The sequence below is a fragment of the Kitasatospora sp. NPDC004723 genome, from assembly GCF_040609255.1.
Lineage (GTDB): Bacteria > Actinomycetota > Actinomycetes > Streptomycetales > Streptomycetaceae > Kitasatospora.
Genome location: NZ_JBEXJT010000024.1, coordinates 70,545 through 96,946 on the forward strand (window position 1 = coordinate 70,545; position 26,402 = coordinate 96,946).

The window sequence follows — 26,402 nt, forward strand, 5'->3', positions numbered from 1 at the left end:
ACCGGCGGCGGCAGACTGACCGGCATGACCGAAGAGACGCCGAAGACGCTCGAAGCGTTCAAGAAGGACCTGCTCATCTATCTGCAGGACGCCCGGGACGCCCTGCTGTGGAAGCTCGAAGGGCTCTCCGAGTACGACGTCCGGCGGCCACTGACGCCGACCGGCACCAATCTGCTGGGGCTGGTCAAGCACACCACGGCGGCGGAGGCGATGTACTTCGGCGAGGCCTTCGGGCGGCCGTTCGACGCGCCCCGGCCGTGGATCACGGGGGACGCCGAGCCGAACTCCGACTTCTGGGCGACCCCGGAGGAGAGCCGGGAGCAGATCGTCGACGGGTACCGCGCGGCCTGCGCGCACGCCGACGCGACGATCGCCGCGCTGCCGCTGGACGCGGTCGGCCGGGTGCCGTGGGGCAATCGCGCCCAGGTGACGCTGCACCACGGCCTCGTCCACATGACCGCCGAGACCCAGCGGCACGCCGGGCACGCCGACATCGTCCGCGAACTCGTCGACGGCGCGACCGGCCAGCGGCGGGACGGGGCGAACACGGCCCCCGGTGACGAGGCCTGGTGGGCCGGGCACCGGGCCCGGGTCGAACGCGCCGCCCAGGAGGCGGCCCCGGCACGGCAGAACGCTCAGGCGTAGCGACGGGCCAGGGCGGTGGCGGCGGCCGCGACGGCCTCGCGCAGATCGGGCGGGCCGAGCACCACGGCTCCGGGGCCCAGCCGCAGGAGGTCGCCGACGGCCACCGCCGTGCTCTCGACGGCGAGGTCGACCTCCGCCCAGCCGTCGGCGTCGGGCGGCCCGGCGGTGGCCAGGGCCCGGGCGCCGGCGGCGCCGAACTGCATCGGGAGCAGCCTGCGGGCCTCCGGGGAGAGCCGCAGCCGGGCGGTCTGCTGGTGGAGGGCGGCGGTCAGCCGGCGGGCGGTCTCCGTCCAGTGGGCGGCCAGGTCGAAGCCAGCGGGGCGCTCGAAGGTCTCGTCGGCGACCTCGACCGCGAGGAGCCGGGAGACCCGGTAGGTGCGGGCGGCCGACTCGGGGGAACCGGCTCCGGCCGAACCGACACCGGCCGAACCGGCTGCGGCCGCTGTCGCGGCACCGACCGCAGCCGCGACCAGGTACCAGATGCCGCCCTTGAGGACGAGGCCCAGCGGGTGCAGCTCCCGGTGCACCTCGCCGCGCCAGCGCCGGTAGTGGACGCGCAGCACCCGCTGCTCCCAGACCGCCCGCGCGACCGGGGCCAGGTGGTCGACCGGGTCGGCGTCGCGGAACCAGGCCGGCGCGTCGAGGTGGAAGCGGTCCTGGACGCGGCGGGTGCGGTCGGCGAGTTCGGCGGGCAGCGCCGCCTGGAGCTTGAGCTGGGCGGTGGTCAGCACGGCGCCGAGGCCGAGGTCGCGGGCCGGTCCGGGGGCGCCGGTGAGGAACAGCGCGTCGGCCTCCGCGTCGGTGAGGCCGGTGAGCCGGGTGCGGTAGCCGTCCATCAGCCGGTAGCCGCCGTCGGGCCCCCGGTCCGCGGTCACCGGGACGCCGGACGCGGCCAGCGCCTCGACGTCCCGGTAGACGGTGCGGACCGACACCTCCAGCTCGGCGGCGAGTTCGCCGGCGGTCATCCGGCCGCGGTTCTGGAGCAGGAGCAGCAGGGCGAGGAGCCGGTCGGCGCGCATGGAGCCATTCTGGCGCCCGTACCTGACAGAAGGTGTCAGGTACGGGCGCCAGAGTGATCACCGAGCGCACGGCACACCCGCCGTACGCCGGCCCGGGCACCACCCTGAGGACGACCATGAGCACAACCACCCCGTCCACCACCGTCACCGGCAGCTTCGGCTACGCCGACTGGACGGAGACCGCGATCGGCCCGGCGGAGACCCTGCCCCGGCTGGCCCGGGCCTCCGTCGTCAACGCCTTCACCGGCGGCATCGAGGCGGCGGCGACCGTCTGCGAGTACGTCTTCCTCTACGCCACCGAGAAGACCGGCACCTTCACCGGCCTGCAGCAGCTCACCGGCCGGCTGGACGGCCGCACCGGCGGCTTCACCGTGGAGGAGCGCGGCACCTTCGAGGAGGACGGCACCGTCCGCTGCACCTTCGAGGTGGTCCCCGGCAGCGCCACCGGCGAGCTCACCGGTCTGCGCGGCACCGGCGGCTACCTCTACCACCCCGGCGAGTCCCCCGTCCCGTACACCTTCTCCTACGAACTCGGCTGAGCCCGGCCGGGCGTGGGACGGGGGTCCACGCCCGGCCGGCGGCCCTACGCCAGGCCGGTGAGCAGGGAGACCCGGATGTGCTCCGGGTAGCCGGCGGCGGTGCGCGGGGCGGGGAGGGCGGCGAGCAGGCGGGCGGCGAAGGCCGGCCGCTCGGCGGCGGAGGGGAGCTCCGGGGCGGGGATCGCGGAGTAGAGGGTGCCCAGGAGCTGGTCGGGGGTCAGGACGTCCTCGTACTCCACCACCGTCTCCCGCACGTCGGTGAAACCGGCGTCCGCCAGCGCGGCGGCGTACTGCTCGCGCTCGGCGGCGTCGGTGCCGCAGGAGGCGTTGACCGGACGGCCGAAGTGCTCCTCCAGCCCGGCCCGCAGGGCGCGCGACCAGTCGGTGTCCTGGGCCCAGAGCGGCGCGCCGTTGGCGATCACGGCGACGCCGCCGCCCGGACGGGTGAGCGGGCGCAGCGCGCGGAACAGCTCGCCGGGGTTCATCCAGTGCAGGGCGTTGCCGATCACGGTGAGGCCGAGCGGGCGCTCGCCGGGCGCCAGGGCCGCGAGCCCGGGGACGTCCGCGTCGGTGCCGAGCAGCCACAGGGCGTTGCGCACGCCCGACCGTTCGGCGGCGGCCCGGGCCTGGAAGAGCATGTCCGGCTCCGGGTCCAGGCCGATGACGGTCCGCACGTGGGCGGCGAGCGGGAGGGCGAGCTGTCCGGTGCCGCAGCCGAGGTCGAGGGCGAGGTCGCCGATGCCGGGGTGGGCGTCCAGGCCGAAGGTGCGGTCGAGGACGTCGAGGACGGCCGGCGGATAGCCTCGGCGGTACTCGGCGTAGTGGGCGGCCACCTCGCCGGAGAAGTCCGGGCGGGCGGCGGGCGGGGAGGTTGCGGTCATGGCCGGGAACCTGCCCCACGCCGGACGGGCGCAGTCCGCTGATCGCTGTCGGCGGACGGCCCGCGGCGGGCCGCCGGGGTCCGGGCAGGTCCGGCGCCCGGACCCCGGTGGGCGTCAGACCTCGACCGGCGGCTCGGACATGATCCGGCGCACCTCGACCGGCATGGCGAGCGGCCTGCCCTCCGGGCCGGGGGCGGCGGAGACCTTGGCCGCGATCTCGACGGCGCGCGGCTCGCCGGCGCAGTCCACGATCCACCAGCCGGCCACCCACTCCTTGGTCTCCGGGAACGGGCCGTCGCTGACCACCGGCGCGCCGTCGCCGTGCCCGCGGACGATCCGGGCGGTCTCCGGCGCCGCCAGGCCCTGGGCGTCGACGAGTTCGCCGGTGTCGGCGAGCTCGGCGTTCAGGTCCCGCATGTACCGCACATGGATCCGGACGTCCTCGGGCCGCCACTCCTCGACCTTCGGGAAGTCGACGTCCTTCTCGCCGAACTGCATCAGCAGCATGTACTTCATCGTCGCGCTCCTTCGTCGTCCGCGGGCTCTCGCGGGGAGGTCGGAGCAGGCCTCGCGATCTCGACGTCCCCGGCGGAAATTCCGGGAGGAACGTTAGCGGCTCCTCCGCCGGGCCCCGGGAGGCGCCGCCGTTGACCGGGTCCCGGGCGGCCCCTAGGGTCGGGATCCGTGCAGCGATACGACTGGCTGAAGAAGATTCAGCGCATGGACCCGGAGACCGAGTTCACCGAGATCTACCGGATCAGCAGCTGGTACGAGTTCCCCTGGGACTACACCCAGTCGCTCAGCTTCGCGCTCTACCGCACCTACGCCGTCCCCAGCATCGGCGGGCTGCTCGCCCGGACCGGCGAGTTCACCGGCCGCACCCAGAAGCGCTACGACGACACCGTGCTGATCCTGGAGGCGGTGATCGAGCACGGCTTCGACTCCTCCCAGGGGCGCGAGGCGATCCGCCGGATGAACCGGATGCACCGCCGGTACGACATCACGAACGACGACTTCCGGTACGTGCTCGCCACCTTCGTGGTGACGCCCAAGCGCTGGATGGACGACTACGGCTGGCGCCGTCTGTCCCCGCACGAGATCCGGGCGTCGGTCAACTACTACCGCGAACTGGGCCGGCACATGGGTCTGAGCGGCATACCGGAGACGTACGAGGAGTTCGAGCGGCTGCTCGACGACTACGAGCGCGAGCACTTCGCCTTCGACCCGGGCAGCCGGGCGGTCTCCGACGCCACGCTCGGCCTGATGGCCTCCTGGTACCCGGCGCCGCTGCGGCCGTCGATGCGGACCTCCTCGGTCTGCCTGCTCGACGACCCGCTGCGCGAGGCGTTCGGCTACCCGGCCCCGCCGGCCGCGCTGCGGCGCGCCGTCCGGGCGGGGATGCGGCTGCGCGGGCGCTTCGTACGGCTGCTGCCGCCGCGCCGCAGGCCGCACCTGGCGCGGGACGGCCGGCAGGTGCGCGGCTACCCCGGGTATCCGTACGGCTACCGGATCGGCGACCTGGGGACCTTCGAGGAGAAGGCCGACACCGGGTCCGCCTCCGGCGGCTGCCCGTTCCCGCACGCCGCGGCGGCGACGGGCGACGAGGCCGGCGACTGAACCCTGACGGGGGAACGCGGTCCGGCCTGCGTCCCGGCCCAGGGCGTGGCTAGGGCGTGTCTGACAATTCGCGTCGGATCAGCGGGCGGCGTCAGGGTGCGTGCATCGCAAGGCGGAGGAGGGAGTCCATGCGGAGCATCGGCGACCGACGACAACGCGGCGAGGTGCGTGCCCTGACGCCGCCCGCCCGGCGGGAATTGTCAGACACGCCCTAGGCCCCGGTGAGGTGGCGCAGCAGCGGGCCCGGGTCGTGACTGCCGCAGGCCGTGCGGACGGCGGCGTCATGGGCGGCGGCGAGGGCGTCGAGCCGGGTGAGGCGGGCGTGGCCGACGCGGGACAGGTGGGCGGTGACGCGGCGGCGGTCCCGCTCGTCCTGGCGGCGGTAGACCCAGCCGGCCTCGGTGAGGGCGTCGACGATGCGGCTGAGGCTGGCCTGCGGGATGAGCAGGGCCTGGGCGAGTTCGCCCATCGAGCGGCCGGTGCCCTCGGCGAGGGCGCGCATGACGCGCCACTGGTCGAGGGTGCAGCCCTCGGCCTCCAGGCGGGCGGCGAGGTCACGGGCGAGGCGGCGCTGGGCGACGGTGAGCAACTCGATCAGCAGCGGCTGGTCGACGGAGACGGCCTCGGGGGCGGTGGCTGGTGGTGTCATGGCCGTGTCTCTTTTCCCCGTCGCTGGTCCCGGTCGCCGGTTCCGGCCGTTCGGTCCTCGTTCGGTCCCGTTTGGCCGGATCGGCTGGCATGACGATACTCGCAAGCGATGACCGCCGACGTGAAGCTGCTGGAGCCGCTCGACGCGCGGTACCTCCCCCGGGAGGCGCCGGCGCTGCGGGTGGGCCTGGTCGTGCCGCAGTCCGGCACGCTCGGCCTGACCGGGCCCTCGGCCCTGGACGGGGCGCTGCTCGCCGCGCACGAGGTGAACGCCGGCGGCGGGGTGCGCGGGCTGCCGCTGGAGCTGGTGCTGGTGGACGGCGGCGGCACGCCGGCGGCGGTGTCCCGGGAGGTGGAGCTGCTGCTGGACGCCGGGGCGGTGGACGCGGTGGCCGGCTGCCACTCCAGCGATGTACACCGGGCCCTGGAGGCGGTCACCACCGGGCGGACGGCATACGTGTACACGCCGCCGCACGAGGGCGGGGCCCGGCTGCCGGGCGTGTTCTGCACCGGGGCGGACCCGGCGCGCCAGCTGGACGGGGTGGTGGAGCGGCTCACCGAGCGGCACCGGCTGCGCCGCTGGGCGCTGGTCGGCAACGACTACATCTGGCCGTACGCCATGCACCGGGCGGCCGGGGAGGCGGTGGCCCGGGCCGGGGCGCGGGTGGTGCTGGAGCGGCACCTGCCGTTCGGGACGGCGGACCGGACGCTGGAGCCGCTGCTGGACGCGCTGCGCGCGGAGCGGGCGGACGCGCTGCTGCTGAGCCTGATCGGCGCCGACCTGGTCCGGTTCAACCGGGCGCTGCGCCGCACCGGGCTGGACCGCCGGCTGGTGCGGCTGTCCGTCGCGCTGGAGGAGAACAGCCTGCTCGCGTACGGCGGGGACGGCACCGGCACGCTGTACGCCGCGATGCCGTCGTTCGTCTCGCTCACGGAGGAGCGGCGGATGCGGCTGGCGGAGCAGCACCGGGCGGTGTTCGGGCCGTACGCGCCGGTGCTGGACGCCTACGCGGTCGGGTTGTACGACGGGCTGCACCTGCTGGCGGCGCTGGCCGCGCGCGGGGAGCTGGTCGCGGACGGCGGGCTGGGGCGGTCGGCGGCGCGGCTGCTGCGGGGGGACGGCGCGGCGGTGCGGCGGGCGTGGGCGCGGGCGCCGCTGGGCCCGGCCCGCGACGGGGTGCACCTGGCGCGGGCCGACGGACTCGGGTTCACGGTCCTGCCGTAGCGCCTCCCACCAGGCGCGATGGCCGCCGGGTGCGCTGCCCGCCAGGTGGACTGGATGCGCAAATCCCTTCCATTTGGAAATAACTGGCTCTAGTGTCTCCCCACCACCTCGGGTCGCCCCGCCACGGGTCGTCACGGAAGAGAGCCCCCACATGTCCGAAGCACCCGCCTCACCCACCGGTACCGGCACCGGGACCGGCACCAGCACCGGCATCGAGAGCTACGGCTACAAACAGGAGCTGCGCCGCTCCCTGCGCTTCACCGACCTGCTGGTCTACGGCCTGGTCTTCATGGTCCCGATCGCCCCCTTCGGCATCTTCGGCAGCGTCTTCCAGGGCTCCGGCGGCATGGTCGCCCTCGCCTACGTGCTCGGCATGGTGGCGATGATGTTCACCGCCCTGTCCTACGCCCAGATGTCCCGGGCGTTCCCGATGGCCGGCTCGGTGTACACCTACGCCGGGCGCGGCATCGCGGCTCCGGTCGGCTTCCTGTCCGGCTGGATGATCCTGCTGGACTACGTGCTCGTCCCCGGCCTGCTCTACCTGATCGCCGGCGTGGCGATGAACTCGCTGGTGCCGGCGGTGCCGGTCTGGCTGTGGCTGGTCGGCTTCGTGCTGCTGAACACCGCCGTCAACTACCTGGGCGTCGAGATGACGTCGAAGGTCAACAAGGCGATGCTGATCGGCGAGCTGATCGTGCTGGTGGTGTTCATCGGCTTCGGCCTGGCCGCGCTGGCCTCCGGCAAGGGCCGCGGCTTCGACTTCACCCCGGTCTACAACTCCCAGACGTTCTCCTGGAGCCTGGTCTTCGGCGCGGTGTCAGTGGCGGTGCTGAGCTTCCTCGGCTTCGACGGCATCTCCACCCTCTCCGAGGAGAACCGGGACTCCGCCAAGGCCGTCGGCAGGTCGATGATCGCCGCACTGCTGCTGGCCGGCTCGCTGTTCATCGTGCAGACCTGGATCGCCTCGCTGCTCGTCCCGGACCCGGCCGCGCTGATCGCCGACGGCGACCCGGACGGCACCGCCTTCTACGACGCGGCACGCGTCGCCGCCGGCGGCTGGCTCGCCACCGTCACCGCCGCCGCGACCGCCGTGGCCTGGGGCTTCGCCAACTCCCTGGTCGCCCAGGCGGCCACCTCCCGACTGCTGTTCGCGATGGCCCGCGACCGCCAGCTGCCCGCCTTCCTCGCCAAGGTCCACCCGCGCCACCGCGTCCCGGTGAACGCGACCCTGCTGACCGCGGGCGTCTCGCTCGTCCTCGGCCTCTACACCGCCTCGCGCGAGGACGGCATCACGCTGCTCTCCACGCTGGTCAACTTCGGCGCGCTGACCACCTTCCTCGTCCTGCACGTGTCCGTGGTGGTGCACTACGTGTTCCGCCGCCGCAGCCGCGACTGGTGGCGCCACCTCATCGCCCCCGCCCTCGGCTTCGCGATCCTGGCGTACGTGGTCGTGAACGCGGACATCGCCGCCCAGCGCCTCGGCTTCGTCTGGCTGGCGATCGGCGGACTCGTCCTGACCGGGCTGCTGCTGTCCGGCCGCCGCCCGAACCTCGCCGCGGTGGCCTCCGACGCCACCCCCGATTCCTCCCCCGGCAAGGAGACCCCGTGAACCTGCCCGACGTCGTCACCCTCTCGCCCAAGCCCGAGGACTACGCCTACACCTTCGGCGGACGCACCCCGCTGGTGACCGTCCAGCCCGGCACGGTGGTCGAGCTGACCACCGAGGACTGCTTCGGCGGCCGGGTCCGCGGCTTCGCCGACCTGCCGAGCGCGGTCTGCGAGTTCCCCTACCTCAACCCGGTGACCGGACCGATCGCGGTGGCCGGGGCCGAGCCCGGCGACACCCTGGCCGTGCACTTCGTGGAGATCACCCCGGCCCGCGACTGGGGCGTCTCCAGCACTTTCCCGCACTTCGGCGCGCTCACCACCACCCACACCACCGCGATGCTGCACGCGCCGCTGGAGGAGCGGGTCTGGGTGTACGAGCTGGACACCGCGGCCGGCGTCTGCCGGTTCCGGGCCCGCAACAGCGACTTCACCGCCGACCTCCCGCTGGACCCGATGCACGGCACCGTCGGCGTCGCCCCCGCCGGCGGGGAGACCCTGATGTCGATCACCCCGGGCGCGCACGGCGGCAACCTCGACACCCCCGAGATGCGGGCCAGCACCACCGCCTACTTCGGCGTCAACGTGCCCGGCGGACTGCTCGCCATCGGCGACGGCCACGCCCGCCAGGGCGAGGGCGAGGTCTGCGGAACGGCCGTCGAGGCGGCGATGCGCACCACGGTGGTGGTCGACCTGATCAAGGGCGGCGGCCCGGCCTGGCCCCGCCTGGAGAGCGACCACCACCTGATCTCCACCGGCTCGGCCCGGCCCCTGGAGGACGCCTTCCGGATCAGCCAGCACGACCTCGTCACCTGGAGCGCCGAGCTGCTCGGCCTGGACCTGCTGGACGCCTACCAGCTGGTCAGCCAGGCCGGCCTGGCCCCGGCCGCCAACGTGTGCGACACCAACTACACGATGGCCGCCAAGCTCCCCAAGTCCCTCCTCGGCCGCACCCGCGCCTACGACGGCCTGCACGACCACCTCCGCGCGACCGCCGCCGCCTACCTGAAGGGCCGTTGAAGAGCGGTCAGGATCCCCGGACAACGGTGTTCTGGCAGGCCGTGAGGAGCCATCGGCCGTCCTCCTTCGCCATGACGTAGAGCGGGCTGCCCTCCTCCCCGACCTGCCCGCCGCCGCCGTCGAGGTAGCGCTGGCGCACCTTGACGGCGGCGACGTCGGGGCGGAGGAAGAACACGTGGACCACCTCGTACACGGCCGTGCTGCCGCTGCCCACGACGGCCCCGGGCAGCACCGTGCGGGTGAACTCGGCGATCTCCTCCCGGCCGCGCAGCAGCTTGCCGTGGCCGGTGGTCCAGATCGCGTCGGCACGGAAGAGGCCGACGAACTCCTCGACCAGCTCATTGGCCTGCGCGTGCTGGACGGTGGCGACCACCTGCTGGATCGCGGCGATCTCGGCTTCGGCGGAGCCGGCGTCCAGGAGGGCGTTCCCGGTGCGGGCCGTGCCCGCGGTGATCGTGGTGTTCGCATCGGTGTTCATGCCGACCATGATCGAATCTCAAGTCCGCTTCAGGTCAAGGCCTGCGGCGGTCCGGACTTGAAGCTGCCGCAGCGGCAGCCTCCGACGTCGTGATCAGGGCCGGCGGAACCGGCCCCGGTGGGAGACGTGAGGGGCACCGGATGGTTGCCTGGCCGATCGCGGACATGGCGCGGATGGCCGGGTGATCTAGGCTGGTGGGGTGCCTCTTCTCGTTCGCCGCCGCCACGTGGACCTGCTCCGCGTGACCAGCATGTCCTGTCGACGCTCCGGCTGAACCTCGTACCCCTCCCCTCAGCGCGGCCCGCAGCGGCCGCGTCCCCCTCCCGGCCCCGGGCACAGCCGCCGCACCAGGCGCGTCCCCGGCGTTCCCGGTCACCACCGGAGTCGGCCGGGACGAGACCCAGCGGATGTCACCCATGACCCAGCAGCACCAGCCCACCCTCGAAGCCCCCGTCGACGCGCTTCCGGTGATCGACCTCTCGCTCGCCGACGGCGGCCCGGCGGACCGCACCCGTCTGCACGACGAGCTGCGGACCGCGGCCACCGGCGTCGGCTTCTTCCAGCTCGTCGGCCACGGGATCACCCCGGCCGAGACGGCCGCCCTCACCGACGCCATGCGGGCCTTCTTCGCCCTCCCCGAGGCCGAGCGCCTCGCCGTCGCCAACCTCCATTCCCCGCACTACCGCGGCTACACCCGCACCGGCGACGAGCGCACCGGCGGCAGCCGGGACTGGCGCGACCAGCTCGACATCGGCGCCGAACTGCCCCCGCACGTGCCCGCCGCCGGCGAGCCCCCGTACTGGTGGCTGGAGGGCCCCAACCAGTGGCCCGCCGCGCTCCCCGGGCTGCGCACCGCGGCGCTGGCCTGGATCGACCGGCTCGGCGCGGTCGCCCGCACGCTGCTGCACGAACTCCTCTCCGCGATCGGCGCCCGTCCCGACTTCTACGACCCCGCCTTCGCCGGGCACCCGCACCTGCGGCTCAAGCTGGTCCGCTACCCGGGCACCGCACCCGACGGCGCCGCCCAGGGCGTCGGCGCGCACAAGGACTACGGCTTCATCACCCTGCTCCTCCAGGACACCGTCGGCGGCCTCCAGGTGCAGCGCCCGGACGGCTCCTTCCTGGACGTCCCGCCGCTGGAGGGCGCCTTCGTCGTCAACCTCGGCGAACTGCTGGAGGTCGCCACCGACGGCTACCTCAAGGCCACCAGCCACCGCGTGGTCAGCCCGCCCGGCGCCCGCGAGCGCTTCTCCGTCCCGTTCTTCTACAACCCCCGCCTCGACGCCCACGTCGAACCGCTGGACTTCCCGCTCGCCCACCACGCCCCCGGCGCCACCCAGGACCCGGCCAACCCGCTCTACGCCGACTTCGGCTTCAACGAGTGGAAGGGCTACACCCGCGCCCACCCCGAGGTCACCCGCCGCCACCACCCCGACCTCGCCGCCTGACGCACCCACCGCCCACGGGCCCGCGCTCCCCGCCGGAGCGCGGGCCTGCCCGCGTTCCGCGCGTGGACCCCGGTGGGACAGCGGTGTCACACTCCTGGTGTCACAGTGCTGGTGTTACGAGGTGGGAGGCGGGGGTGGAGGTGCGGCTGACGGTGGACGAGTTGGCGGCGCGGGCGGGGGTGACGGTGCGGACGGTGCGGTTCTACGGGACGAAGGGGCTGCTGCCGCCGCCGGTGCTGGGGGCCCGGCGGGTCGGATGGTACGGGGCGGAGCACCTGGACCGGCTGGGGCTGATCGAGGAGTTGCAGCGGCAGGGGCTGACGCTGGCCGCCATCGGGCGGTACCTGGCGCGGCTGCCGCGCGAGACCACGCCGCTGGACCTGGCGATCCACCGGGCGCTGGTGGCGTCGTGGACGCCGGAGGCGCCGGAGGAGGCGGGCCGCGAGGAGGTGGAGCGGCGGGCCGGGCGGCGGCTGTCGGAGGAGCAGGTGGACCGACTGGCCGCGATGGGGGTGCTGGAGCGGACGGCGGACCCGGAGGTGTTCCGGGTGGACCCGGGGCTGCTGCCGCTGGGCGTGCGGATCCTGGACGTGCCGATCCCGCCGGAGACGCTGGTGGCGGCACGCGCGGTGGTGGTGGAGCACAGCCGGGCGACGGCGCGGGAGCTGCAGCGGCTGTTCCGGGAGACGGTGTGGAAGCCGTACCGCGAGAGCGAGCCGGCGCCGGACGACGTGGAGCGGATGAAGGCGCTGACCGACCACATCCAGCCGATGGTGGCGCAGGCGCTGGTCACGGCGTTCCAGCGCTCCTTGCGGGAGGAACTGGGCGAGGAGCTGGGCGAGGCGTCCGCCGAGGAGCGGCGGACCGCCCCGCCCGAGCGGTGATCAGTCCGTGAAGGTGCCGCCCTCGGCGGCGATCCGCTCCAGCAGGGCGGGCGGCGCGAACCGCTCGCCGTACGCGGCGGCGAGTTCGCGGGCACGGGCCGCGAAACCGGCCGGACCGCCCGGGTAGCCGTTGATGTACTGGAGGACACCGCCGGTCCAGGCCGGGAAGCCGATGCCGAGGATGGAGCCGACGTTGGCGTCCGCGACCGAGGTGAGCACCCCCTCCTCCAGGCAGCGCACCGAGTCCAGGGCCTCGCTGAACAGCATCCGCTCCTTGAGGTCCTCGAACGGCACGGCGGCGTCCGCGCGCGTGAAGTGCTCGCGCAGGCCCGGCCACAGACGGCCGCGCACCCCGTTCTCGTCGTACTCGTAGAAGCCGGCGCCGCCGCTGCGGCCGGGGCGGCCGAACTCGTCGACCATCCGGTCCACCACCGCGTCCGCCGGGTGGGCGGTCCACTCGCCGCCGGCGGCCTCAACGGCGCGCCGGTGCTCGTCACGGATCCTGCGCGGCAGGGTCAGGGTCAGCTCGTCGAGCAGCGAGAGCACCTTGGCCGGGTAGCCGGCCTGCGCGGCGGCCTGCTCGACACTGGAGGGATCGACGCCCTCGCCGATCATGGCGACGCCCTCGTTGATGAACCGGCCGATCACCCGCGAGGTGAAGAAGCCGCGCGAGTCGTTGACCACGATCGGGGTCCGGCCGATCTGGCGGACCAGGTCGAAGGCGCGGGCCAGCGCCTCGTCCCCGGTCTGCGGGCCGCGGATGATCTCCACCAGCCGCATCTTGTCGACCGGCGAGAAGAAGTGCAGGCCGATGAAGTCGGTGGTGCGCTCCACCCCCTCGGCGAGCAGACCGATCGGCAGGGTGGAGGTGTTGGAGCAGAGCAGCGCGTCCGGCGCGACGACACCCTCGATCTCCTGGAACACCTTGTGCTTCAGCGCGGGGTTCTCGAAGACCGCCTCGATCACCGCGTCGCAGCCGGCCAGGTCGGCGGCCTCGGCGGTGGGGGTGATCCGGGCGAGCAGTTCGTCGCGCTGCGCCCCGGTCCGGCGCCCGCGCGCCACGGCCTTCGCCAGCAGGCCCTCGGAGTAGGCCTTTCCGCGCGCGGCGGCCTCGACGGTGACGTCCTTGAGCAGCACCTCGATGCCGGCCTCGGCGCAGACGTGGGCGATGCCGGCGCCCATCATGCCGGCGCCGAGCACCGCGACCTTGCGGACCGTCCGCTTCTCCACCGAAGCGGGCCGTCCGGCACCGGAGTTGACCGCCTGGAGGTCGAAGAAGAGCGCCTGGATCATGTTCTTGCTGGTCTGCCCGCAGGCCAGCTCGGTGAAGTAGCGGGCCTCGACCACCATCGCGGTGTCGACGTCCACCTGGGCGCTCTCGACGGCGGCGGCGAGCACGTTGCGCGGCGCCGGGTAGGGGGCGCCGGCCAGCTGCTTGCGCAGGTTGGCGGGGAAGGCGGGCAGGTTGGCGGCGAAGGCCGGGGTGCTGGGGGTGCCGCCGGGGATCCTGTGACCCTTGACGTCCCAGGGCTGGACGGGGGCCGGGTTCGCCTCGATCCAGGCCCGCGCCCGGGCGGTCAACTCCTCGGGGGTGTCGACGAGTTCGTGCACCAGACCGTGTTCGAGGGCCTGCGCCGGGCGGTACTGGCGGCCCTGCAGCAGGAACTTCAGCAGGGCGTCGGTGATGCCGAACAGCCGCACGGTGCGGACGATCCCGCCGCCGCCGGGGAGCAGGCCCAGGGTGACCTCGGGCAGGCCGATCCGGCTCGCGGGGGTGTTCAGGGCGATCCGGTGGTGGCAGGCGAGGGCGAGCTCCAGGCCGCCGCCGAGCGCGCTGCCGTTGACGGCGGCGACGACCGGCCTGCCGAGCGTCTCCAGGGTGCGCAGGGCCCGCTTGATCCGCATCGACTTCTCGAAGACGGCGGCGGCGTCCTCGGGGCCGGCGGCGGAGAGCATCCGCAGGTCGCCGCCGGCGAAGAAGGTCTTCTTGGCCGAGGTGACGACCACGCCGCGCAGCCCGCCGTCGGCGGCGAGGCCGGCCAGCCGGGCGACGACGGCCTCGAAGTCGGCGGTGAACGCCTCGTTCATGGTGTTGACGGACTGGGTGGGGTCGTCGAGGACGAGGGTGACCACGCCGTCCTGGTCCTGCTCCCAGCGGATGGTGGTGGTGTCGCTCATGGGTTCGGATCTCCGGAGGAGGGTGAGGAGGAGGGCGGAGGACGGGGTCAGACGCGCTCGACGACGGTGGCGATGCCCATGCCGCCGCCCACGCAGAGGGTGGCCAGGCCGTAGCGCAGCTCGCGCCGCTCCAGCTCGTCGACGAGGGTGCCGATCAGCATCGCGCCGGTGGCGCCCAGCGGGTGGCCGAGGGCGATCGCGCCGCCGTTGACGTTCACCTGCTCCGGGGAGAAGCCCATCTCGCGGATGAAGCGCAGGGCGACGGCGGCGAAGGCCTCGTTGATCTCGACCAGGTCGATGTCGGCGGCGGTCAGCCCGGCCTTGGCGAGCGCCTTGCGGGTGGCGGGCGCGGGGCCGGTGAGCATGATGGTCGGCTCGGAGCCGGAGACGGCGGCGGAGACGATCCGGGCGCGCGGCCGCAGCCCGTAGCGCTCGCCGGTCTCCCGGTTGCCGATGGCGACCAGCGCGGCGCCGTCGACGATGCCGGAGGAGTTCCCGGCGTGGTGGACGTGGTCGATGGCCTCCACCCAGTGGTACTTCTGCAGGGCGACGGCGTCGAAGCCGCCGGCCTCGCCGATCGCGGCGAAGGAGGGCTTGAGCCCGGCCAGCGTCTCGACGGTGGTGCCGGGGCGGATGAACTCGTCGCGGTCCAGTACGACCAGGCCGCTGCGGTCGCGGACCGGGACGACCGAGCGGTCGAACAGGCCGTCGGCCTGGGCCTTGGCGGCGCGGGCCTGGGACTCGGCGGCGAAGGCGTCGACGTCGGTGCGCGAGAAGCCCTCGATGGTGGCGATGAGGTCGGCGCCGATGCCCTGGGGCACGAAGTTGGTCTCGTAGGCCGTCATCGGGTCGGCGAACCAGGCGCCGCCGTCGGAGGCCATCTTCACCCGGGACATCGACTCGACGCCGCCGGCCAGGACGAGGTCCTCCCAGCCGGAGCGGACCTTGGCGGCGGCCAGGTTGACGGCCTCCAGGCCGGAGGCGCAGAAGCGGTTCTCCTGGACGCCGGCGACCGTGTCGGGCAGGCCGGCGGCGATGGCGGCGATCCGGGCGATGTCGGAGCCCTGGTCGCCGACCGGGCTGACCACGCCGAGCACGATGTCGTCGATCGCCGCCGGGTCCAGGCCGGGGAAGCGGCGGCGGATCTCGTGGATCAGGCCGACGACCAGGTCGATCGGCTTGGTGCCGTGCAGGGAGCCGGTGGCCTTGCCCCGGCCGCGCGGGGTGCGGATCGCGTCGTAGACGTACGCTTCGGTGGTCACGGTGGGGAGCCTTTCGGGGCAGGGGGTTTGACGCCGGAGAGCAGCGGGAGACCAGCGGAGGACCAGCGGGGATCAGTCGAGCAGGGAGCGGCCCACGATCTCCTTCATGATCTCGGTGGTGCCGCCGTAGATGGTCTGGATGCGGCCGTCGGTGAACGCCCGGGCCACCGGGTACTCGGCCATGTAACCGTAACCACCGTGGAGTTGGAGGCAGCGGTCGGCGGTGCGCTTCTGCAGCTCGGTGGCCCACCACTTGGCCATCGAGGCGTCCGCCGGGGTGAGCGCGCAGCGGTTGTGCTCGGTGATGCAGCGGTCGACGAAGGCGCGGGTGACGGCGCACTCGGTGGCCAGTTCGGCGATCTCGAAGCGCACGTGCTGCAGCTTGGCCAGCGGCCGGCCGAACGCCTCGCGCTGCTTGACGTAGGCGGTGGTGATCTCGACCAGGTGCTCGGCACCGGCGATCGCGGCGGCGGCGATGGTGAGCCGCTCCTGGGCGAGGTTGCGCATCAGGTACAGGAAGCCCTGGTCCGGCTCGCCGAGCAGGTTCCGCTTGGGGACGCGGACGTCCTGGAAGAACAACTCGGCGGTGTCCTGGGCCTTCTGGCCGATCTTGTCGAGGTTGCGACCGCGCTCGAAGCCGGGCATGCCGCGCTCGACGACCAGCAGGCCGAGGCCGTGCGCGCCGCCCTCGGGGGTGGTGCGGGCGACCACGACCACCAGGTCGGCGAGGATGCCGTTGGAGATGAAGGTCTTGGCGCCGTTGAGCAGGAAGTGGTCACCCCGGTCGACCGCCCGGGTGCGGATGCCCTGGAGGTCGGAGCCGGCGCCGGGCTCGGTCATCGCGATGGCGGTGATCAGCTCGCCGGTGCAGAAGCCGGGCAGCCAGCGGCGCTTCTGCTCCTCGGTGGCGAGCGAGGTGAGGTAGGGGCCGATGATGTCGTTGTGCAGGCCGAGCGCCAGGCCGGAGGCGCCGGCCCGGGTGAACTCCTCGGCCAGCACGGCGGCGTAGCGGAAGTCGGCGGTGCCACCGCCGCCGTACTCCTCGGGGACGGCGAGGCCGAGCAGGCCCTGCCGGCCGGCGGCCCGCCAGGCCTCGCGGTCGACGATGCCGGCCTTCTCCCAGCGGTCGTAGTGCGGCAGCACCTCCTTGGCGAGGTAGGCCCGGACGGTGGCCCGGAAGTCCTCGTGCTCGTCGGTGAAGAGGTCGCGTTGCACGGCAATCTCCTTGGCGGGGTGAGGGGGGGTCAGGCGGTCGGCGGCGAGGCGAGGCCGGGAACGCCCCAGTCGGCGGCGACCTCGGCGGTGTCGGCGCCCGGCCGGCCGGGCGGGCGGCGCAGCGCGCCGGGGGTGGCGGAGAACCGCGGGGCGGGGGCGGGTTGGGTCACGCCGTCCACCTCGACGTACGTCCCCCGGGCCGCCAGGTGCGGGTGGGCGTGCGCCTGACGTATCGTCAGCACCGGTTCCACACAGGCGTCGGACCCGGCGAAGACGGCCTCCCACGCGGCGCGCGGCCGGGTGGCGAAGCGTGCGGCGATCCGGGCGCGCAGTTCGGGCCAGCGGGCGGTGTCCCACTGGCCGGGCGCGTCCGGGCCCAGCTCCAGCAGCCGGGCGAACTCGGCGTAGAACTGCGACTCCAGGGCGCCGACCGCGAGGTGGCCGCCGTCGGCGGCCGGGTAGACGGCGTAGAACGGCGCGCCGCCGTCGAGCAGGTTGACGCCGCGCCGCTCCTGCCAGCGCCCGCCGGCCAGCAGGCCCTGGAGGACGGCGGTGAGGTGGGCGGCGCCGTCGACGACGGCGGCGTCGACGACCTGGCCGGCGCCGGTGGCGCGGGCGTGGTGCAGGGCGGCGAGCAGGCCGACGACCAGGTAGAGCGAGCCGCCGGCGTAGTCGCCGAGCAGGTTGGCGGGGAGGGCGGGCGGCTCCTCGGGGACGTCGGCGGCGGTGGCGGGCGCGGCGGGCGCGACCAGGCCGAGCGCGCCCGACACCGCCGTGTACCCGATGTCGTGCCCGGCCCGGGCGGCCAGCGGTCCGTCCTGGCCCCAGCCGGTCATCCGGCCGTACACCAGCGCGGGGTTGCGGGCGAGGCAGGCCTCGGGCCCGACGCCGAGGCGCTCCGCGACGCCGGGCCGGTAGCCCTCGATCAGCAGGTCGGCGCGGGCGGCCAGGTCGAGCACCAGGCCGGGGCCGCCGGGGGCCTTGAGGTCAACTACCACCGAGCGCTTGTTGCGGCCCGCGACGTCGTACGCCGGCTCGATGCCGAGCGGCGAGGGTTCGGGCCGGTCGACCCGGACGACGTCGGCTCCGAGGTCGCCCAGCAGCATCGCGGCGAACGGCCCGGGGCCGATCCCGGCGAGTTCGACCACCCGGACCCCGGCCAGCGGGCCGCCGCGCCCGGCCCCGACGCTGTCACGTTCGGACGCCACTTCCCCTCCGGGGGTCCACGAAGTCTGACAGTAAAGCTGTCACACTCGCGATAATAGGGAAGCGACCGTTCAGTAACAAGACCCTCGCCTCCGACGCACCCCTGGTGACGCGTCCGCGCCGGCTCGACCACGGAGGGTGCGTCGGTACACCGACAGACCCTCCGGGTACCGTCGTGCCCGGCGGGGGGCTGCTGACCTTCCGTCGTATCCGGAGGCGGCGTCACCACGGCACTGCTGAACGAGGTCGACAAGAGCTACCGGACCGGCGTCGACAACGCCTACCGCCAGGCACTCGGACGGGACTGATGAACGAACCGACGAAGGAACACCAGCCCGTGAGCGACCGGGTCGACGCGGCACTGAGCAGGCGCGGGTTCACCACCCGGGCGCTGCGGCTGCGGGCGGCCGGGGTGCTGCTGGCGATCACGGCCGGGGTGTCCGGGGTGCTGCTGTCCAGGTACACCAACGTCCTCGGGCCGGACAGCGTGTGCGGGGGCGCGGCAAGCGCCGACGCCGTGCACGCCGCACTGGGGCCGGGGCGGATCAGCGAGGAGAAGTCCGCTGACTACTCGCCCACCGCGGTGGACCGGAACCAGTACTGCAGCGCCAAAGTGAGCTTCGGCCTGTTCGGGGACACCGAGCAGAGCGTCAGCTTCGGGATCTCCGTGGTCCGGAGCGTCGGTGCCGAATCCCGCCCCGGGGCGCGGCTCTTCGCCGAGCACGGTGCGGTGGGTGCGGTGACTCCGGGTGGCGCGTGGGCGCTGCTTCCGGAGGGCTGCCCCGCCGGCTTGCGGGCCTCGGTCGGCACCGGCCACGACGGGAAGGACGGCGACCACGCGGAAGGTGTCGCCCGCCTCGCCGTCGGGCTCGCCGGCCTCGCCGCGAAGGACCGCAACTGCGGCAGCACCCCGCCCGCGCCGAGCACGCTGTCCCCGGCGGGCGCGGAGCAGCCGGTCGACTGGAACAACCTCTGCGGCCTGCCCGGCATGACGGTCACCAGGGCACCCGACGCGGACCACGAGGACTGGTACCGCCAGCAGGCCACCACGGCCTTCTCCCCCGTCTGGTCCTGCGACGTGACCGACAAGCCGACCGGGAGGCCCGTGGCATCGTTTGCCGTCGTCACCGATCCCCGGGCGGTGGACCTCCCGCCGGAGGGGGAGCACTCCACGGCGTTCGGCCGGAGCACGTGGGCCGGCAGCTCGAACGAGGACGTGGTGGCCCTCTGCCAGGGCCGGAGGACGTACTTCCACTACGAGGAGCGCCCCGCCCCGGCCCTCAGGAGCCAACGCCTGCTTCCCGACACCGAGGCCGTCTGGACGCGGTTCCTCTCCGCCGCCGGCACGGCGATCGGCTGCGAGCCGATCATCCCCTAGCCGCCCCTCCTCCCCGAGGACCGCCGCCTCCCCCTCCGGTTCCCCCCGGCGGGGGAGGCGGATCCGGTTGGCGGAGGACGTGCGGGCGGGCGGGTGCGCGGGAGTGTGGGCGCATGACCTCGACGCTTCCGCTCCTGCCCACGGCCCCGACCGCCCCGACCGCCCCGGCCGCCGTCCCACCGGTACCCGCACCTGTCGGCCGGGTGCGGACCGCCGCGGCCTGGACGGCTGTCGCGGCGACCGCCCCCTACCTCACCCTCAAGCTGCTCTGGCTGACCGGCCACCCGGTCGGGGCCGGGGACGCCGAGGCCATGGACGACCTGTGGCTCCTCAACCTGCTCACCTTCGGCATGGACGCCATCGCCGTCGTCCTGGCGCTCGCGTTCGTCCGGCCGTGGGGGCGGCGCGCGCCGGCCGGTCTGCTGGCCTTCCCGATGTGGGTCGCGACCGGACTGCTCGGCACCATCCTGGTCGCCCTGCCGCTCTTCCTGCTGTCCTCGCTGGTGCTCGGACCGGAGGCCGCGCGGCCCGGAAGCGACGAAGGGCCGAGCGGCTGGGTGTTCACCGTGGTGTACGGCGGCTTCGCCGTCCAGGGGCTGGCGCTGATCACCGGGTTCCTGCTGTACGCCCGGGAGCGCTGGGCCGGGCTGCTGCACCGCGACCGGATCGGCGACCTGCCGCACTCCCCCACGCTGACCACCCAGCGGGCCTTCGCCTGCGTCGCCGCGCTGCTCGCCGCCGGGGTCGCGGCGGCCCGGCTGTACTGGGCGTTCGGCGGGGCCGCCGGGCTGCCGGTGACCTGGCAGGAGCAGCGCGGCCGGAGCGTGGCGATCATGGACGCCGTGACGGCCGTGATGGCGGTGACCGCGGTGGCGGCGCTGCTGGTGCTGGTGTTCCGGCGCCGGCCGGAGTGGCGGCTGCGCGGCCCGCTGGCGGTGCTGTGGACCGCGGCCGGCTCGGTGTTCGCCTGGGGCTCCTGGCAGTTGGTGGCGTTCGGGACGTCCGTCACGGCCCCCGCCGACCCGCGCGCGGCGGTGCCGGGGCTGCTGCCGCTGGTGGAGTCGGTGCAGGTGGTGACCGGGCTGCTGGTGCTGGCCGTGGGCGCGGTCGCGCTGGTCGAGCGGGCCGCGGCGGGCGCCGTCCGGGACACCGCCTGGGCCGCGGCGACCGGCCCGGCCTCCGGAACCCCCGAGGCCCCCGGCGGCGCTGACGTAGAGTCTGGGAAATGATCACGGGGGCGGGTCGGGAACCGGACGGGAGCGGTGGCGCGCTGCGGCGGGCCGCGGGTGCGCTGTTCGGGCGGCGGGCCCGGCTGCGCTGGGTGCACCTGGTGCTCGGCGGCGCGCTGCTGATGCCGTACTGGATGCTGGCGACGGTCGTGCTGGGCGCGCTGGACCCGCGCAAGGGCTCGCTGCTGCAGCTGCTGCTCTACTTCGCCGCGCTCGCCGTCTCGCTCCCGATGGCCGCCGTCACCGCCCTGGTCCCGACCGTCCGGGCGTTGGAGGGCGCGGCGGCCCTGGCGCTGTGCACGCCCCGGCGGGCGGCGGAGGTGGTCACCGGCCCGGCCCGGTCCTGGGCGGCCCGGCGGCGGACGGCCGCGTGGTTCGTCCTGCACCTGCTGTTCGGCGGCGTGGTCAGCGGGATGACGCTGGCCGGTACGCCGTTCGCGGTGGTGCTGATCCTGCGGCCGACCGGCTTCGAGGAGGCGGTGCGGTTCTGGGAGGACCGGGGTGTGCCCGGCTGGCTGCCCGGTCCGCTGCTCGGCGCCGCGCTGCTGGCGCTGATCGTCGGCACCAGCGCCGGCCTGGGCGGGCTGCTGGCACGGTGGGCGCCGGTACTGCTCGGCCCGACCCCGGACGAGCGGCTGGCCACCGCCGAACGGCGGGCCGCCGTACTCGCCCAGCGCAACCGGCTGGCCCGTGAGCTGCACGACTCGGTCGGCCACGCGCTGAGCGCCGTCGGCATCCAGGCCTCGGCCGCCGCCCGGGTGCTGCGCTCCGACCCGGAGTTCGCGGCGGAGGCGCTGGCCGCCATCGAGGAGACCGCGCGCGGCGCCGTCGCCGAACTGGACGCGGTGCTGGGGCTGCTGCGCGAGGAGGACGGCGACGCGGCCGGGCCCGCCGGGCCGACCCTCGCCGGGCTGGACGACCTGCTGCGGCAGCTGGCCCGCACCGGGCTGGCGGTGGACGCCGAGCTGGCCCCCGGGCTGGACCGGCTGCCGGCCGCGTTCTCCCGCGAGGCCTACCGGATCGTCCAGGAGGGCCTGACCAACGTCCTGCGGCACGCCGGCCCGGACGGCTCCGAGCCCGCGCGGCTGCGGGTCGCGCCGGCCGGCGGGCGGCTGGAGATCGAACTGACCAACCCGCTCGGCCGGTCGCGGCCCAGCCGGCCCGGCGGCGGGCGCGGGCTGCGCGGGATCGGCGAACGCGCGGCGGCGCTGCGCGGGGGCTGCGAGGCCGGGCCGGCGGACGACGGGACGACGTGGCGGCTGGCCGTCTGGCTGCCGGTGGGAGGAACGCGGTGAACGACGGGGGCACGGTGAACGAGGGGGGCGTGGTGAACGACAACGGGAACGTGGCGGAGGCCTCGGGGGCCATGGCCGGCGGTCCGGTCCGGGTGGTGATCGCCGACGACGAGCGGCTGGTGCGCACGGGTCTGCGGGTGGTGATCGACGCCGAACCGGACCTCACCGTCGTCGGAGAGGCGGCCGACGGCGCCGAGGTGGTGCCGCTGGTGCGCGAACTGCGGCCGGACGTGGTGCTGATGGACGTCCGGATGCCGGGGATCGACGGCATCCGGGCCACCGAGCAGCTGGTCGGCGGGATGGCCGACCCGCCCCGGATCCTGGTGGTCACCACCTTCGAGCACGACGACCACGTGTACGACGCGCTGCGGGCGGGGGCCGCCGGGTTCCTGCTGAAGCGGGCGCGGGCCGAGGAGATGGTGCAGGCGGTGCGGCTGATCGCGCGCGGCGACTCGCTGCTGTTCCCGGCGGCCGTACGCGAACTGGCCCTGCGGTACGCGGCCCCGGGTGGCGGGCCGGGCGCCGCCCGGGCCGGCCGCCAGGCGTCCGACCGGGGCCCGATCGGACGGCTGACCGGGCGGGAGGCGGAGGTGCTGCGGCTGATGGCGGTCGGGCTCAACAACGGGGAGATCGCCGCGGAACTCGTGGTCAGCCAGGAGACGGTCAAGACCCACGTGGGCGGCGTGCTGGCCAAGCTGGGCGCGCGGGACCGCACCCAGGCGGTGATCACGGCGTACGAGTCGGGCTTCGTACTGCCGGGCTGAGCACCGCCCCCGAACCCCCGACACCCCCGGGCCCCCGACACCCCCGCGCTCAGGGGCTTCCCGGCGCCCGGTGCTCAGATCCGCCAGAGGCGGATCCGGTCGGCCGCCGCGAACACGTCCGCCCGCCCCTCGGCGATGTCCCGGGCCAGCTCCACCAGCGCCCCGTACGGCGGGTCGATGCCCTCCCCGGCCGCGTGCATGTACGCCGCCGTCGTCATGCAGGCGTACAGGTTGTTGCGCACCGGGAGCGGCCGCAGCAGCACGATCGTGTGCATCAGGGTGGCCGCGCACCAGGCCGGATCGGCGTCGTGGCCCAGCTGCGCGGTGTTCACCCGGTGCCGGGCGACGGCCGCCTGCAGCGCCGAGTAGTCCCGCACGCTGAGGTCTTCCGGCGAGGCCAGCTCCTGGACGTCGAGCAGCCAGCGCAGATCGACCCGCAGCAGCATCATCGCGGCACCCTCATCGCCCCCGCCCCCGCGTCCGCCCCGTTCAGGCGGCCGGCGCGTCCTCCGGGAACTCCCGGTCGAACTCCTCGCGGTGCGCGTTCCAGAATGCCACCGCGTGGGAGACGAACACCCGGCGCTGCTGCTCCCGCACACTCAGGTCGTGCACATAGGCCTTGACGCTCTTGCCGTCGGCGGCGGCCGCCTCGCGAATGGCGGCGAGTTCGTGCTCCGTGTACTCGATGTTGAGTGCTGGCATGGCGCCGATGGTACTGGAGCACAAGGGAGTTGGACACCGAGATGGCATGCCCGAGACCACCCCGGGCGGGCGTACGCCGCCGGTCGGATCCGGGCCCCGCCGGTGTACCTCCCTGGTCGGGGTACGGACCGCTCCACAGGCTGACGTCCGGTGGCCGGACCGCTCCGTACCGTCAACTCATGGGCGGCGGAGGGGTTCCGCGGGGGAGGCCCGGAGCTGGAGGCACAGGACACGGCATGGGCATCGGACACAGGACATCGATCGGCCGCGCGGCGGGCGTCGCGGCGGTCGCGCTCGCACTCACGGCGGGGACGGCGGGCGCGGCCGGGGCGGTCGGCGGCGCGCCGGACGGGGACGGCGCGGCGCGACGGCCGGGCGTCAACCGGCTGGAGGGCGTCTGGCAGACGGACGGGTACGGCACGATCGTCGAGATCCACGGGGCCACCTTCACCACCTACGACGTGACCCGGATCAGCTGCACCCCGGGCTTCCTGAGCGGCACCCAGGTGGGCGCGCCCGGGCACGACGGCGCCGTCCGCTACGGCCGGGCGGGCAAGACGTACGCGGAGCTGACGCTCACTCCCCAGGGGCGCAACCGGGCGGTGTACCGGGAGGACTCCTCCGTCGGGACCAGGAACCTCTCCCGGCTGCCCGGCGGACTGCCGGCCCGGTGCACGCGGCCGGCGCCGCAGGACGCGCTCGCGGTCTTCGACCGGTTCTGGGCGGACTTCGAGGAGAACTACCCCTTCTTCGCCGCCAAGGGCATCGACTGGCAGGCCCGGGGCGCGCAGGCGCGGGCGGGGATCACCCCGCAGACCGACACCGACACGCTCCAGGGGATCCTCACCGGCCTCCTGGAACCGCTCGGCGACGCGCACACCGTGCTGGGACGCAAGCGCGCCGACGGCGGGTTCGGCCTGGTCTTCGGCGGGCAGCGCCCGGGCACTCAGGATCCCGACGACGAGACCCGGGAGCAGGCGGGGCGGGCGGTCGCCGCCCAGCTCGTCGCCCCCGAGCAGACCTTCGGCCGCGGCCGGCTGGGTGTCGGCGAACTCCCGGGCGGCATCGGCTACCTGCGGGTGAGCGCCTTCGACGGGTACGTCGCCGACGCCCCCTACCAGGCCAAGGAGGCCGAGCTGGACCGGGCACTGGACGCCCTGCTGGCCCACCCCGACCGGCTGAACGGCCTGGTGATCGACCTGCGGCTGAACGGCGGCGGCTCGGACGCGCTGGGGCTGCGGATCGCCTCCCGGCTCACCGACCGGCCGTTCCTCGCCTACCGCAAGGTGGCGCGCAACGACCCGGCCGACCCGACCGCCTACACCCGGCCGGACCCGCTCACCGTCCGGCCCACCGCCGGGGCCACCCGCTACACCGGGCCGATCGCCCTGCTCACGGCCGGCTCGACGGTGAGCGCGGGCGAGACCTTCACCCAGGCGATGGCCGAACGGCGCCCGGCGCCGGTGCGGATCGGCGAGAACACCCAGGGCGTCTTCTCCGACATCATGATCAAACTTATCTCCGACGACCTGCTCATCGGCCTGCCGAACGAGAAGTTCCTCACCCGCGACGGCAGCACCTTCGACGGCCCGGGCATCCCGCCGGACGTCCGCACCCCGGTCTTCACCCCGGAGGAGCTGAGCCAGGGCCGGGACTCCGCTCTGACCGCGGCCCGCGGGATCCTCGGTGCGCAGCGCTGACCGGCCGGCCCGTGCCGCGGCCGTGCTCGCCGTCGCCCTCGTGGTGACGGCGGGCACGGCCGTGCCCGCCCTGGCCTCCGGGGGCGGCGCCGGCCCCCGGCTCGACGGGGTCTGGCGGATGGACGGGTACGGCACCCTGCTCACCGTCTCCGGCACGCGGCTCACCTCCTACGACGTCACCAGGAACAGTTGCACGCCCGGGGTGACCTCCGCCGACCGGTTCGGCGCGCCCCTGCCCGGCGGCGCCGTCCGCTACGGCACCCCCGGGTCACCCTTCGGCCAGCTGACCATCACCCCGCACGGACGCCACCGGGCCGTGTACACGAGGGACGGGGCCACCGGCACCCGCGCGCTGGAACGGCTGCCCGACGGGCTGCCGGCGCAGTGCACGCGGCCGGTCTCCGACGATCCCCTCGCGGTGTTCGACAGGTTCTGGGACGGCTTCGAGGAGAACTACCCCTTCTTCGCCGCCAAGGGTGTCGACTGGCACGCCGCGCGGGCGACGTACCGGCCGACGGTCACCGCGGAGAACCTGGTGGACACGATCATCACCATGGTCGCGCCGCTCCAGGACTCGCACGTCGCGCTGCTCCGGGCGAGCCCCGACGGCGGGTACACCACCTTCTTCCGGGCGATGCGGGACGGCACCGTGGCGCCGACCCCGGAGCTTCTGGGCACCGTGCTGCCGCCGATCGGCGCCCAACTTGCCGCCCCCGAGCAGCCGTTCGGGGGCGGCATCCTCGGGGTCGGCGAACTCCCGGACGGCATCGGCTACCTGCGGGTGAGCGCGTTCGGCGACTACGTCGACCAGGGCGGCCAGCGGGAGCAGGAGGCCGAGCTCGACCGGGCCGTCGACGCCCTGCTCGACCGGCCGCGCGCCAGGCCGCTGCGCGGGGTGGTGATCGACGTCCGGGTGAACGGCGGTGGTTCGGACGCGCTGGCCGTGCGGCTCGCCTCCCGGTTCACCGACCGGCCGTACCAGGCCTACCGCAAGGTGGCCCGCAACGACCCGGCCGACCCGACCGCCTTCACCCGGCCCCAACCGGTGACCGTCCGCCCCGCCGCCGGGGCGAGCCGCTTCACCGGGCCGGTGGCGCTGCTCACCTCGGGCTCGACCGTGAGCGCGGGCGAGACCTTCACCCAGGCGATGATGGGCCGCAGCCCGCACGTCACCCGGATCGGCGAGAACACCCAGGGCGTCTTCTCGGACCAGCTGCCCCGACGGCTCTCCTCGGACCTCCTGCTCCTCCTTCCGAACGAGGAGTTCCTCACTCCCGCCGGCACCACCTTCGACGGGCCGGGCATCCCGCCGGACGTCCGCACCCCGGTCTTCACCCCGGCCGAACTGGCCGGGCTGAAGGACTCCGCCCTGACCGAGGCCCGGCGGCTGCTCACCGCCGGGTCCGGCCCGGGCTGACCGGCCCGGGCCGACCGGCCGGCGCAGGAGCGCCGGTGCTGCTCGGC

Annotated in this window: 25 protein-coding genes; 14 read left to right on the top strand and 11 right to left on the bottom strand. The window is 74.5% G+C overall.

Features of this window, described 5'->3' with window-relative positions; genetic code table 11:
* Positions 1–24: 24 nt before the first annotated feature.
* Positions 25–645 (top strand): DinB family protein, encoded by a 621-nt coding sequence (locus tag ABZW10_RS22655; protein WP_355368749.1) that lies wholly within the window; start codon positions 25–27, stop codon positions 643–645.
* Here ABZW10_RS22655 and ABZW10_RS22660 read toward each other — a convergent pair.
* Complete coding sequence (locus ABZW10_RS22660) at positions 636–1,664, bottom strand: WYL domain-containing protein (RefSeq protein ID WP_355368751.1); 1,029 nt, start codon at positions 1,662–1,664, stop codon at positions 636–638. The genes ABZW10_RS22655 and ABZW10_RS22660 overlap by 10 nt on opposite strands.
* Before the next feature lie 116 nt (positions 1,665–1,780).
* Here ABZW10_RS22660 and ABZW10_RS22665 point away from each other — a divergent pair, with 116 nt between their 5' ends.
* Positions 1,781–2,203, top strand: a complete 423-nt coding sequence (locus ABZW10_RS22665) for a DUF3224 domain-containing protein (RefSeq protein WP_355368753.1) — start codon at positions 1,781–1,783, stop codon at positions 2,201–2,203.
* 44 nt (positions 2,204–2,247) lie between these two features.
* Here the strand turns inward: ABZW10_RS22665 and ABZW10_RS22670 are convergent, their stop codons facing one another.
* Together ABZW10_RS22670 and ABZW10_RS22675 are read right to left on the bottom strand one after the other, a co-directional pair.
* Positions 2,248–3,084 carry a class I SAM-dependent methyltransferase gene (locus ABZW10_RS22670; protein ID WP_355368755.1) on the bottom strand — a complete coding sequence of 279 codons (837 nt, stop codon included), beginning with the start codon at positions 3,082–3,084 and terminating at the stop codon, positions 2,248–2,250.
* Positions 3,085–3,198: 114 nt separating this feature from the next.
* Positions 3,199–3,600 carry a YciI family protein gene (locus tag ABZW10_RS22675; RefSeq protein WP_355368757.1) on the bottom strand — a complete coding sequence of 134 codons (402 nt, stop codon included), beginning with the start codon at positions 3,598–3,600 and terminating at the stop codon, positions 3,199–3,201.
* Between the two features lie 168 nt (positions 3,601–3,768).
* Here ABZW10_RS22675 and ABZW10_RS22680 point away from each other — a divergent pair, with 168 nt between their 5' ends.
* Positions 3,769–4,701 (top strand): oxygenase MpaB family protein, encoded by a 933-nt coding sequence (locus tag ABZW10_RS22680; RefSeq protein ID WP_355368758.1) that lies wholly within the window; start codon positions 3,769–3,771, stop codon positions 4,699–4,701.
* Positions 4,702–4,912: 211 nt separating this feature from the next.
* On the opposite strand, the gene ABZW10_RS22685 is transcribed toward ABZW10_RS22680, so the two are convergent.
* Positions 4,913–5,350 carry a MarR family transcriptional regulator gene (locus tag ABZW10_RS22685; protein WP_355368760.1) on the bottom strand — a complete coding sequence of 146 codons (438 nt, stop codon included), beginning with the start codon at positions 5,348–5,350 and terminating at the stop codon, positions 4,913–4,915.
* A 108-nt stretch (positions 5,351–5,458) separates the two neighbouring features.
* On the opposite strand from ABZW10_RS22685, the gene ABZW10_RS22690 reads away from it, so the two are divergent.
* From ABZW10_RS22690 to ABZW10_RS22700, 3 genes are all read left to right on the top strand, one after another.
* On the top strand, positions 5,459–6,574 hold the full coding sequence (locus ABZW10_RS22690) for an ABC transporter substrate-binding protein (protein WP_355368762.1): 1,116 nt from the start codon (positions 5,459–5,461) through the stop codon (positions 6,572–6,574).
* Between the two features lie 151 nt (positions 6,575–6,725).
* Positions 6,726–8,183 carry an APC family permease gene (locus ABZW10_RS22695; RefSeq protein ID WP_355368764.1) on the top strand — a complete coding sequence of 486 codons (1,458 nt, stop codon included), beginning with the start codon at positions 6,726–6,728 and terminating at the stop codon, positions 8,181–8,183.
* Positions 8,180–9,199, top strand: a complete 1,020-nt coding sequence (locus tag ABZW10_RS22700) for an acetamidase/formamidase family protein (RefSeq protein WP_355368766.1) — start codon at positions 8,180–8,182, stop codon at positions 9,197–9,199. Before ABZW10_RS22695 ends, ABZW10_RS22700 begins: the two co-directional genes overlap by 4 nt.
* Positions 9,200–9,206: 7 nt before the next feature.
* Here the strand turns inward: ABZW10_RS22700 and ABZW10_RS22705 are convergent, their stop codons facing one another.
* Positions 9,207–9,677: an SgcJ/EcaC family oxidoreductase gene (locus tag ABZW10_RS22705; protein WP_355368768.1), complete on the bottom strand. Its 471-nt coding sequence runs from the start codon at positions 9,675–9,677 to the stop codon at positions 9,207–9,209.
* A gap of 416 nt (positions 9,678–10,093) precedes the next feature.
* Between ABZW10_RS22705 and ABZW10_RS22710 the strand changes: the two genes are divergently transcribed.
* Together ABZW10_RS22710 and ABZW10_RS22715 are read left to right on the top strand one after the other, a co-directional pair.
* A complete protein-coding gene (locus ABZW10_RS22710; protein WP_355368770.1) occupies positions 10,094–11,125 on the top strand; it encodes a 2-oxoglutarate and iron-dependent oxygenase domain-containing protein in 1,032 nt (343 codons plus the stop codon).
* Positions 11,126–11,259: 134 nt separating this feature from the next.
* The gene (locus ABZW10_RS22715; RefSeq protein ID WP_355368772.1) at positions 11,260–12,009 is read left to right on the top strand and encodes a MerR family transcriptional regulator; all 750 of its coding nucleotides are present in this window, start codon (positions 11,260–11,262) and stop codon (positions 12,007–12,009) included.
* On the opposite strand, the gene ABZW10_RS22720 is transcribed toward ABZW10_RS22715, so the two are convergent.
* The 4 genes from ABZW10_RS22720 to ABZW10_RS22735 form a co-directional block, all read right to left on the bottom strand.
* On the bottom strand, positions 12,010–14,187 hold the full coding sequence (locus ABZW10_RS22720; protein WP_355368774.1) for a 3-hydroxyacyl-CoA dehydrogenase NAD-binding domain-containing protein: 2,178 nt from the start codon (positions 14,185–14,187) through the stop codon (positions 12,010–12,012). It lies immediately after the preceding gene.
* Positions 14,188–14,234: 47 nt separating this feature from the next.
* Positions 14,235–15,449: an acetyl-CoA C-acetyltransferase gene (locus ABZW10_RS22725; protein ID WP_355368776.1), complete on the bottom strand. Its 1,215-nt coding sequence runs from the start codon at positions 15,447–15,449 to the stop codon at positions 14,235–14,237.
* A gap of 72 nt (positions 15,450–15,521) precedes the next feature.
* Positions 15,522–16,664 (bottom strand): acyl-CoA dehydrogenase family protein, encoded by a 1,143-nt coding sequence (locus tag ABZW10_RS22730; protein WP_355368778.1) that lies wholly within the window; start codon positions 16,662–16,664, stop codon positions 15,522–15,524.
* Positions 16,665–16,693: 29 nt separating this feature from the next.
* Entirely contained in the window at positions 16,694–17,872 is a 1,179-nt protein-coding gene (locus ABZW10_RS22735) for a CaiB/BaiF CoA-transferase family protein (protein WP_355368780.1), read from the bottom strand.
* 335 nt (positions 17,873–18,207) lie between these two features.
* On the opposite strand from ABZW10_RS22735, the gene ABZW10_RS22740 reads away from it, so the two are divergent.
* The 4 genes from ABZW10_RS22740 to ABZW10_RS22755 all read left to right on the top strand — a co-directional run bounded on the left by ABZW10_RS22740 (position 18,208) and on the right by ABZW10_RS22755 (position 22,536).
* Positions 18,208–19,248 carry a hypothetical protein gene (locus tag ABZW10_RS22740; protein ID WP_355368782.1) on the top strand — a complete coding sequence of 347 codons (1,041 nt, stop codon included), beginning with the start codon at positions 18,208–18,210 and terminating at the stop codon, positions 19,246–19,248.
* A 113-nt stretch (positions 19,249–19,361) separates the two neighbouring features.
* Positions 19,362–20,477, top strand: coding sequence for a hypothetical protein (locus ABZW10_RS22745; protein ID WP_355368784.1), 1,116 nt, complete (start codon positions 19,362–19,364; stop codon positions 20,475–20,477).
* Entirely contained in the window at positions 20,474–21,772 is a 1,299-nt protein-coding gene (locus ABZW10_RS22750) for a histidine kinase (RefSeq protein WP_355368786.1), read from the top strand. The genes ABZW10_RS22745 and ABZW10_RS22750 overlap by 4 nt, the downstream gene beginning before the upstream one ends.
* 71 nt (positions 21,773–21,843) lie before the next feature.
* Complete coding sequence (locus ABZW10_RS22755; protein ID WP_355368841.1) at positions 21,844–22,536, top strand: response regulator transcription factor; 693 nt, start codon at positions 21,844–21,846, stop codon at positions 22,534–22,536.
* Between the two features lie 74 nt (positions 22,537–22,610).
* Here the strand turns inward: ABZW10_RS22755 and ABZW10_RS22760 are convergent, their stop codons facing one another.
* Together ABZW10_RS22760 and ABZW10_RS22765 are read right to left on the bottom strand one after the other, a co-directional pair.
* Positions 22,611–22,982, bottom strand: a complete 372-nt coding sequence (locus tag ABZW10_RS22760; protein ID WP_355368843.1) for a toxin Doc — start codon at positions 22,980–22,982, stop codon at positions 22,611–22,613.
* Between the two features lie 43 nt (positions 22,983–23,025).
* The gene (locus ABZW10_RS22765; protein WP_344322900.1) at positions 23,026–23,238 is read right to left on the bottom strand and encodes a hypothetical protein; all 213 of its coding nucleotides are present in this window, start codon (positions 23,236–23,238) and stop codon (positions 23,026–23,028) included.
* A gap of 236 nt (positions 23,239–23,474) precedes the next feature.
* Here ABZW10_RS22765 and ABZW10_RS22770 point away from each other — a divergent pair, with 236 nt between their 5' ends.
* Both ABZW10_RS22770 and ABZW10_RS22775 read left to right on the top strand, forming a co-directional pair.
* A complete protein-coding gene (locus ABZW10_RS22770) occupies positions 23,475–24,938 on the top strand; it encodes a S41 family peptidase (RefSeq protein WP_355368789.1) in 1,464 nt (487 codons plus the stop codon).
* Entirely contained in the window at positions 24,925–26,355 is a 1,431-nt protein-coding gene (locus ABZW10_RS22775) for a S41 family peptidase (protein ID WP_355368791.1), read from the top strand. Before ABZW10_RS22770 ends, ABZW10_RS22775 begins: the two co-directional genes overlap by 14 nt.
* The last annotated feature ends 47 nt before the right edge of the window (positions 26,356–26,402 follow it).

Bases quoted from the DNA above. Each gene is read 5' to 3' on its own strand.
- ABZW10_RS22655 (WP_355368749.1), top strand. From the start codon at position 25: ATGACCGAAGAGACGCCGAAGACGCTCGAAGCGTTCAAGAAGGACCTG.
- ABZW10_RS22660 (WP_355368751.1), bottom strand. From the start codon at position 1,664: ATGCGCGCCGACCGGCTCCTCGCCCTGCTGCTCCTGCTCCAGAACCGC.
- ABZW10_RS22665 (WP_355368753.1), top strand. From the start codon at position 1,781: ATGAGCACAACCACCCCGTCCACCACCGTCACCGGCAGCTTCGGCTAC.
- ABZW10_RS22670 (WP_355368755.1), bottom strand. From the start codon at position 3,084: ATGACCGCAACCTCCCCGCCCGCCGCCCGCCCGGACTTCTCCGGCGAG.
- ABZW10_RS22675 (WP_355368757.1), bottom strand. From the start codon at position 3,600: ATGAAGTACATGCTGCTGATGCAGTTCGGCGAGAAGGACGTCGACTTC.
- ABZW10_RS22685 (WP_355368760.1), bottom strand. From the start codon at position 5,350: ATGACACCACCAGCCACCGCCCCCGAGGCCGTCTCCGTCGACCAGCCG.
- ABZW10_RS22690 (WP_355368762.1), top strand. From the start codon at position 5,459: ATGACCGCCGACGTGAAGCTGCTGGAGCCGCTCGACGCGCGGTACCTC.
- ABZW10_RS22695 (WP_355368764.1), top strand. From the start codon at position 6,726: ATGTCCGAAGCACCCGCCTCACCCACCGGTACCGGCACCGGGACCGGC.
- ABZW10_RS22705 (WP_355368768.1), bottom strand. From the start codon at position 9,677: ATGAACACCGATGCGAACACCACGATCACCGCGGGCACGGCCCGCACC.
- ABZW10_RS22710 (WP_355368770.1), top strand. From the start codon at position 10,094: ATGACCCAGCAGCACCAGCCCACCCTCGAAGCCCCCGTCGACGCGCTT.
- ABZW10_RS22720 (WP_355368774.1), bottom strand. From the start codon at position 14,187: ATGAGCGACACCACCACCATCCGCTGGGAGCAGGACCAGGACGGCGTG.
- ABZW10_RS22745 (WP_355368784.1), top strand. From the start codon at position 19,362: ATGACCTCGACGCTTCCGCTCCTGCCCACGGCCCCGACCGCCCCGACC.
- ABZW10_RS22750 (WP_355368786.1), top strand. From the start codon at position 20,474: ATGATCACGGGGGCGGGTCGGGAACCGGACGGGAGCGGTGGCGCGCTG.
- ABZW10_RS22755 (WP_355368841.1), top strand. From the start codon at position 21,844: ATGGCCGGCGGTCCGGTCCGGGTGGTGATCGCCGACGACGAGCGGCTG.
- ABZW10_RS22760 (WP_355368843.1), bottom strand. From the start codon at position 22,982: ATGCTGCTGCGGGTCGATCTGCGCTGGCTGCTCGACGTCCAGGAGCTG.
- ABZW10_RS22765 (WP_344322900.1), bottom strand. From the start codon at position 23,238: ATGCCAGCACTCAACATCGAGTACACGGAGCACGAACTCGCCGCCATT.
- ABZW10_RS22770 (WP_355368789.1), top strand. From the start codon at position 23,475: ATGGGCATCGGACACAGGACATCGATCGGCCGCGCGGCGGGCGTCGCG.